Raw genomic sequence first — 6,864 nt, 5'->3', positions numbered from 1 at the left:
CACCAGCCTCGCCGAATTGGCCGAGGGGGCCGAGACGACCAAGAGCACCGTCCTGCGGCTCGTCGCCCCACTGATCGACCAACGACTCGTGCGCCAGGACGCCGACGGCACTTACCGAATGGGGATCGGCGCGCTGGCATTGGCCAGCGCGTGCCTGGCCGACCTGGACATCCGCTCCACCGCACAGCCCACCCTGCGTGAAATCGCCGATGCCACCGGACAAACCGTCCACTTGCTGGTGTACAGCGACAGGCGGGTGACCTACGTCGACAAGGTGGCAGGCGCATCGCCGATCCAGATGGCCTCACGTGTCGGCGATACCGGCACGGCCTACTCGACGGCGTCCGGCAAGGCGATGCTGGCGTACCTCGGCGACGCGGAGTTCGAGCGCGTCGTCGCACTGGGGCTGACGCCGCGCACGCCGTCGACCATCACCGATCCGGCCGAACTCAGGGCGCACCTTGCTTCCGTTCGCGACCGCGGCTGCGCCTACGACGATCTCGAGAACGAGCAGGGTATCCGGTGCATCGCAGCACCCGTGTTCAACCACTCCGGCGAATGTGTGTGCGCCGTCAGCATCTCCGGACCCGCGGATGTGATCGCCGCCAACCGCGACCAGTACACCAAGCACATCGTGACGGGCGCGCAACGCATTTCGCACGAGCTCGGCCACGACATCTCCGAACGGCAAATCTGACGGCCCTCACCGAGGAAGAAGTAACCATGAAGTTGGCACCAATGCTCCGCCGCATCGTCATCGCTTGCGCCGCAGCCGGTCTGGTGGCTACGGCGACCGCGTGCACCCCGATGCCTGGCGGTGGTGGTGGGGCCGCCGATTCGGCGCTGCGGCACGTCCTGGCCACCAACACGCTGAAGGTGGCCACCTGCCTGTCCTTCGCGCCGTTCGGGTTCAACAATGCGCAGGGCCAGCCCGACGGGTACGACGTCGACATCGCCAAGGAACTCGCCAAGGAGACTGGCGTGAAGCTCGAGATCGTCGACACCACGTCGTCCAACCGGATTCCCAACCTGCAGACCAACAAGGTCGACGTGGTCTTCTGCAACTTCACCCGAACGCTCGAACGGGCCAAGGAGATCGCGTTCACCGACCCCTATGTCGTCGCCACCGAGGGACTACTGGTCCGCTCCGGCAGCGGCGTGACGTCACTGGAGTCGATGAAGGGCCGCTCCGTGGCAGTGGTCAAGGGCAGCACCAACGCCGACGTCCTGCGCACGCGGGGCATCGACGTCAAGGTGGCCGAATTCGACAGCTCACAATCCGCGGTGCTCGCGGTCAAGCAGGGGCAGGCCGATGCGATGATCGAGGACTCGAACTACCTGCAGTACCAGGCGAAGCTCAATCCTGGCCTGGAGGTCGTCACCAGCAACCTGGTTCCTCTGGAGTACAACGCCTTTGGCGTCAAGCAAGGCGACCAGGTATGGGTGGACTACCTCAATCAGTTCCTGTTCGACCTCAGTTCGTCGGGCAAGAACCGCGAGCTGTACCACAAGTGGTTCGGCGTCGATCCGCGCTTTCCACTTCGGCCTGCGTTCTGAGTTCGGCGAACCACCATGATCGAATACCAATGGCGAACCGTCCTGGCCTATCTACCCGACTATCTGCACGCCGCGGTGCTGGCGCTGCGCATCACCGTGCTGGGCTTCCTCCTCGCATTCGCGCTTGCCATCGTCTTTGCGCTGGCCCGTGATTCGGCGTCGCGGTTGCTCCGCTTCGTTGGCACGTGCTACGTCGAAGTCATCCGCAACACCCCGGTGCTGCTGCAGATCTTCATCGTGTACTTCGCGTTCCCCAGCATGGGCGTGCGAATGTCCGCCGTGACGGCGGGGACCATCGCACTCGGGGTCAACGTCGGGGCGTATCTCACCGAGGTCGTCCGGGCCGGTTTCTCCTCGGTGGATCGCGGGCAGCTCGAAGCCGCGCAGATTCTCGGGCTGAGCAGGGTGAGCGTGTTCGCCTACGTCGTTGCACCGCAGGCGCTGCGCAACGTTTACCCGTCCCTGGTGAACAACCTGGTCCAGGTGCTGCTGGGCACGGCACTGCTGTCCACCATCGCGGTACCCGAGATCACGGGTGTCGCTACGGTGATCAACGCCCGCACCCTGCTGTTCGTCCAGGTATTCGGGATCGCGGTGGTGGCGTATCTGATCCTGAGCTACGGCCTCTCAGTGGCAGCAGGCATCATCCGGAAGCTGCTGTTCCGGAGGTGGTCTGCGGCATCCCAGGCTCCTACCGCCAGCCGCCAGTCGGTTCGCCACTTCGTCGGGTGGCGGTCATGAACCTCTCGCTGATGTGGGCCAGCCTGCCAATCCTGTGGAGCGGGTTCGTCCTGACGGTGGCGCTCGCGGCGGTCTCGATCGTGGGCTCGACGGTGCTCGGCCTCGTCGTCGCGGCCATGCGCACCACCCACATCCGGCTGGTGCGGACTGTCGGGCGCGCCTACGTCGAGGTGTTCCGCGGATCGCCGATCCCCATCACCCTGCTCTTCGTGTACTTCGGCGCGGCGCTCTATCTCGGGTACAGCGTGAACCTGTTCGTCGCGGCGACAGTCGGTTTGAGCATCTACCACAGCGCATTCGTCGCCGAGATCATCCGCTCGGGCATCGAGGCAGTGCCCGCAGGTCAGCACGAGGCCGCGCAGATCCTCGGTCTCAAGGCACATCAGACGTTCCGCTGGGTGGTGCTGCCGCAGACCGTGAAGATCGCGCTGCCGCCGTTGATCGGCCAGTACATCTCGTTGATCAAGGACACCTCGATCGCCTCGATCATCGGATTGGTCGAGCTGATGAAAGTCGGGCAGTCCATCGTCGACCGGACCAGCGACCCGGTGACGATCTACCTCACCGTCGCCGTGTTCTACTTCGCCATGTGTTACCCGCTGTCGGTCTGGGTGACCCGCAACCAACGAAAGGCCATCTACCAGTGAGTACTTCGGTTATCAACGGTATCGGCCGTGACATCCATCTGTCCGAAGTCACCAAGTCCTTCGGTGACCTGCAAGTCCTGACCAACGTCACGCTCGACGTCTCCGACGGCGAGGTCGTCGTGCTGATCGGAGCGTCGGGGTCGGGCAAGAGCACCCTGCTGCGCATCATGAGCGGGCTGGAAGTCGCCACCTCCGGCGAGGTCATCGTCGGGGGAGTGCCCATGCACGATCCCAGCCGCGCGGCCGAGATCCGCGGACACGTGGGTATGGTGTTCCAGCAGTTCAACCTGTTCCCCCACCTCGACGCGCTGAACAACGTCACCCTCGCGCTACGCAAGGTCTACAAGATGTCCAAGGATGATGCCCGCACGAGGGGCCTCGAAGTGCTTGACCGGGTCGGAATGGTCGACCGGGCCGGGCATTTCGCCAGCCAGCTATCGGGTGGTCAGCAACAGCGCGTCGCGATCGCACGGGCGCTGGCCGTGAACCCCCGGATCATCTTCTTCGACGAGGCGACGTCCGCGCTCGACCCCGAACTCGTCGGTGAGGTCACCAACGTGATGCGCAGCCTCGCCGAGGACGGCATGACCATGGTGGTGGTCACCCACGAGATGGGGTTCGCCAGGCGCACCGCCGACCGGGTGGTCTACATGGCCGACGGTGTCATCGCCGAACAGGGATCACCCGAGGAGCTGTTCTCGAATCCACAGAACCCCAAGACGATCCAGTTCCTCAGCAAGGTGACCGACCAGTGAGTGCCGTCACCGGGCCGCTCTCGATCATCACCGGTGACCGCGTCGTCAGCGTGGTGCGGGCCGACCGGGCATTCGACGTCGGCTCGCTGGTCGAGGCGCTGAACCAGGGCGGCATCCGGGCGGTCGAACTCACCCTCACCACACCGGGGATCCTCACCGAGCTCGCGCGCACCGACATCGCTCGCCGCGCAGCGGGAGCCGTGCTCGGCGTAGGCACCGTGCTCACTGCCGAGCAGGCCGACGACGCGATCGACGCCGGCGCACAGTTCCTCGTCACCCCGTCGTTGTCCGAAGCCGTCGCGCGTGTGGCCGCCGCACGGGATATCCCGGTCATCATGGGTGCCTTCACTCCCACCGAGGTGCGCGCCGCGATCGTCATGGGCGCCGCGGCGGTGAAGATCTTCCCAGCCCGCGCGCTTGGGCCGGACTATCTGCGTGATCTGCACGGGCCGTTCCCCGGCATCCCGCTCATCCCGTCCGGCGGTGTCAATGCGGCGAATGCCGCCGGGTTCCTGAGGGCGGGCGCGATCGCCGTCACGGCCGGAACCGACGTCGTCGCACCCGATCTCGTGTCCAGCGGCCAATGGGGCACCATCACCGAGCGGGCCGCGACGTTCGTGCGGGCCATCGCCGATCGAGATGGAGGTTAGCGAGATGGACCACAGCCTGCTGCGTCGGCTCGGACAGACCCTGCTGGGCCCCGAACACAAATCGGTCCCGGCATCGGCCTGGGGTGTCACCGTCGAGGACTTCCTCGCCCGCGAACCCGCGCTGTCGCAATTCGCCACCCCGCTGGTGACCATCGACGCCGCGAACCTGGACCACAACACCACCGCCATGGCGCGCTGGGTGGCCGAACGGGGAATGCTGCTCGCCCCGCACGGCAAGACCACGATGGCGCCCCAGTTGTGGCAGCACCAACTCGAGGCGGGTGCTTGGGCCATCACCGTGGCCACCCCGTGGCAGGCCCAGATCGCCCACCGGTTCGGTGTCGAGCGCATCATGCTCGCCAACACCCTGGTCGACCCGGTCAGCACCGGCTGGCTGATCGAGGCGCTGCGCACCGATCCCGGATTCGAGTTCTACTGTTGGGCCGACTCGATATCCGCCGTCGAGCTGCTGTCGCAAATACTCGCCGACTCCGGCAGATGCCCGCGACCGGTCAACGTGCTGGTGGAATTGGGCGCCCCCGGAGGGCGCTGCGGGGCGCGCACCGTCGACGAGGCGATCGCGGTCGCGCACGCGATCGCCGCCTCCCCGCATCTCGCGCTGGCCGGTGTCGCCGGATACGAAGGCGCACTGGGTCACGACCGCTCCGCCGGCGCCGTTGGCAGGATCGGGGCCTACCTGGATGATCTGGGTCGTCTGCACGGGGCGCTGAACGGGCTGATGACTCCGGAGTCGCTGATCACCGCCGGCGGCAGCGCGTACCCCGACCTGGTCGCGGCGGCGCTGGACGAGCACCGCAGCGACGGGGTGCGGATCGTGTTGCGCTCCGGTGCGTACATCACCCACGACGACGGTTTCTACCAATCCATCTCGCCCTTTTCCGACGTCGTCGCGCCGGATAATTCCGTTCACCTGCGCTCCGCGATCCACGGCTGGGCACGGGTGACCTCGAAGCCCGAGACCGAACTGGCGCTGCTTGATGCAGGCAAGCGGGACCTGCCCTACGACGAGGGCCTGCCGGTGGTCCAGCACGTCGCCGATGCCGCAACGGGCTGCGCCGGCCCGGTCGCCGCGATGAACGATCAGCACACGTTCGTCCGGGGCGAGCAGGCCCGCTGCTTGAAGGTCGGCGACGTCGTGCGCCTCGGCCTGTCCCATCCCTGCACCACCTTCGACAAGTGGCGGCTGATCCCGGTCATCACCGATCACACTCACCCCGACCCGACGGTGGTCGAGTTCATCCACACCTTCTTCTGACCGTTCATCGAGACATCCTGGAGCACAGCACCGTTGGCTTCCATCACCGCATCCGCACCGCCGCACGTCACCTGTGTCGGCGAGGCACTCGTCGTCCTGTCCGCACAACGCGGACCGCTGGAGACGGCGATCACGTTCACCCGCGGCGCGGCGGGCGCCGAAGTCAACGTCGCGACCGTCCTGGCGTCACTGGGCATGGCGACGTCGGTCATCACCCGGGTTGGCGAGGACGGCTTCGGGCGCTATCTCGCAACGCACCTGGCCGAGGCGGGCGTCGACACCGCCGGGATCGTCGTCGACTCCTGCCATCCGACCGGCCTGTACATCAAGGAACGCGGCGGGGGAACCACCCATCCCGACGACCTTCCGCTCGCGGGATCGCGCATGCTGTACTACCGGCGCGACTCCGCGGGCGCTGCGCTTACGGTCGATGACCTGCTACGCCCACCGGTCGCGCGAGTCCTCAACAGCACCAACCTGGTTCACCTCAGCGGCATCACGCCCGCCCTATCGGACACCGCGCGCGAACTCGTCACCCATCTCGTCCATGGCCGCCACCGCTGCAGCTTCGATCTGAACCACCGGCCCGCCCTATGGCCGGACGCACGGAGTGCCGCCGACGTCCTCGCCGACTGCGTGCGTTCCAGCAGCATCGTCCTGATGGGCCTCGACGAGGCCGACGCGGTATTCGGAACCGGGACCCCGGCGCAGATCCGCGCGGAATTCCCCGAGCCGGAGTATCTCGTCGTCAAGAACGACGCCCATCACGTCACCGGCTTCCACCAGGACGTAGTCGTGGAGGTCCCGTCGCTCACCGTCGACGTGATCGAGAAGATCGGTGCCGGTGATGCCTTCGCCGGCGGGTTCCTGGCCGGGGTCATCACTGGCACGAAGATCGAACACGCACTGCGGATGGGTCACATCTGCGCGGCGAGCACCCTGTCCACGACGGGCGACGCCGCCGCCCCGCCCCAGGCGGAACTCACCCGCCTGCTCGGCCTCACCGAAGAGCGTTGGCGCACAGCGCACTTCACTAATTCGCCAACAGAAGATCACCAGAGAGGGATACCAACACCATGACTGACAAGACCGCGATTCTCACCACTGACGCTCCGGCGCCCGCGCATTCATTCTCCCAGGGCGTACGCAAGGGACCGTTCATCCAGGTCTCCGGCCAGGGCCCGGTCGACCCGGCCACCGGAGAGTACGTCCACGCTGGTGATCTGACGGGCCAGACG

General features: G+C 66.4%; 9 protein-coding genes. All 9 read left to right on the top strand.

All coding sequences use genetic code 11. From position 1 onward, the window contains the following. On the top strand, positions 1 to 697 hold a 697-nt coding region (locus ACRDUX_RS09945; RefSeq protein WP_526413405.1), incomplete at its 5' end, for an IclR family transcriptional regulator. A 26-nt stretch (positions 698 to 723) separates the two neighbouring features. Further along, the gene (locus ACRDUX_RS09940) at positions 724 to 1,557 is read left to right on the top strand and encodes an ABC transporter substrate-binding protein (protein ID WP_526413403.1); all 834 of its coding nucleotides are present in this window, start codon (positions 724 to 726) and stop codon (positions 1,555 to 1,557) included. Positions 1,558 to 1,572: 15 nt separating this feature from the next. Beyond that, a complete protein-coding gene (locus ACRDUX_RS09935) occupies positions 1,573 to 2,298 on the top strand; it encodes an amino acid ABC transporter permease (RefSeq protein WP_526413401.1) in 726 nt (241 codons plus the stop codon). Further along, entirely contained in the window at positions 2,295 to 2,945 is a 651-nt protein-coding gene (locus ACRDUX_RS09930) for an amino acid ABC transporter permease (RefSeq protein ID WP_526413399.1), read from the top strand. The genes ACRDUX_RS09935 and ACRDUX_RS09930 overlap by 4 nt, the downstream gene beginning before the upstream one ends. Next, complete coding sequence (locus ACRDUX_RS09925; protein WP_526413397.1) at positions 2,942 to 3,700, top strand: amino acid ABC transporter ATP-binding protein; 759 nt, start codon at positions 2,942 to 2,944, stop codon at positions 3,698 to 3,700. Before ACRDUX_RS09930 ends, ACRDUX_RS09925 begins: the two co-directional genes overlap by 4 nt. After that, the gene (locus ACRDUX_RS09920; protein ID WP_526413395.1) at positions 3,697 to 4,350 is read left to right on the top strand and encodes a bifunctional 4-hydroxy-2-oxoglutarate aldolase/2-dehydro-3-deoxy-phosphogluconate aldolase; all 654 of its coding nucleotides are present in this window, start codon (positions 3,697 to 3,699) and stop codon (positions 4,348 to 4,350) included. The genes ACRDUX_RS09925 and ACRDUX_RS09920 overlap by 4 nt, the downstream gene beginning before the upstream one ends. 4 nt (positions 4,351 to 4,354) lie before the next feature. Continuing rightward, positions 4,355 to 5,626 carry an alanine racemase gene (locus ACRDUX_RS09915; protein WP_526413393.1) on the top strand — a complete coding sequence of 424 codons (1,272 nt, stop codon included), beginning with the start codon at positions 4,355 to 4,357 and terminating at the stop codon, positions 5,624 to 5,626. 33 nt (positions 5,627 to 5,659) lie between these two features. After that, on the top strand, positions 5,660 to 6,706 hold the full coding sequence (locus tag ACRDUX_RS09910; RefSeq protein WP_526413391.1) for a sugar kinase: 1,047 nt from the start codon (positions 5,660 to 5,662) through the stop codon (positions 6,704 to 6,706). Then, a partial coding sequence (locus ACRDUX_RS09905; protein ID WP_526413407.1) for a Rid family hydrolase occupies positions 6,703 to 6,864 on the top strand: 162 nt, incomplete at its 3' end. The genes ACRDUX_RS09910 and ACRDUX_RS09905, both read left to right, overlap by 4 nt.

Source organism: Mycobacterium sp. (assembly GCF_050701675.1).
Lineage (GTDB): Bacteria > Actinomycetota > Actinomycetes > Mycobacteriales > Mycobacteriaceae > Mycobacterium.
Note: the sequence above shows the minus strand (reverse complement) of the source record. Positions and strands in the feature narration are given on the sequence as shown.

Bases quoted from the DNA above. Each gene is read 5' to 3' on its own strand.
- ACRDUX_RS09940 (WP_526413403.1), top strand. From the start codon at position 724: ATGAAGTTGGCACCAATGCTCCGCCGCATCGTCATCGCTTGCGCCGCA.
- ACRDUX_RS09930 (WP_526413399.1), top strand. From the start codon at position 2,295: ATGAACCTCTCGCTGATGTGGGCCAGCCTGCCAATCCTGTGGAGCGGG.
- ACRDUX_RS09915 (WP_526413393.1), top strand. From the start codon at position 4,355: ATGGACCACAGCCTGCTGCGTCGGCTCGGACAGACCCTGCTGGGCCCC.
- ACRDUX_RS09935 (WP_526413401.1), top strand. From the start codon at position 1,573: ATGATCGAATACCAATGGCGAACCGTCCTGGCCTATCTACCCGACTAT.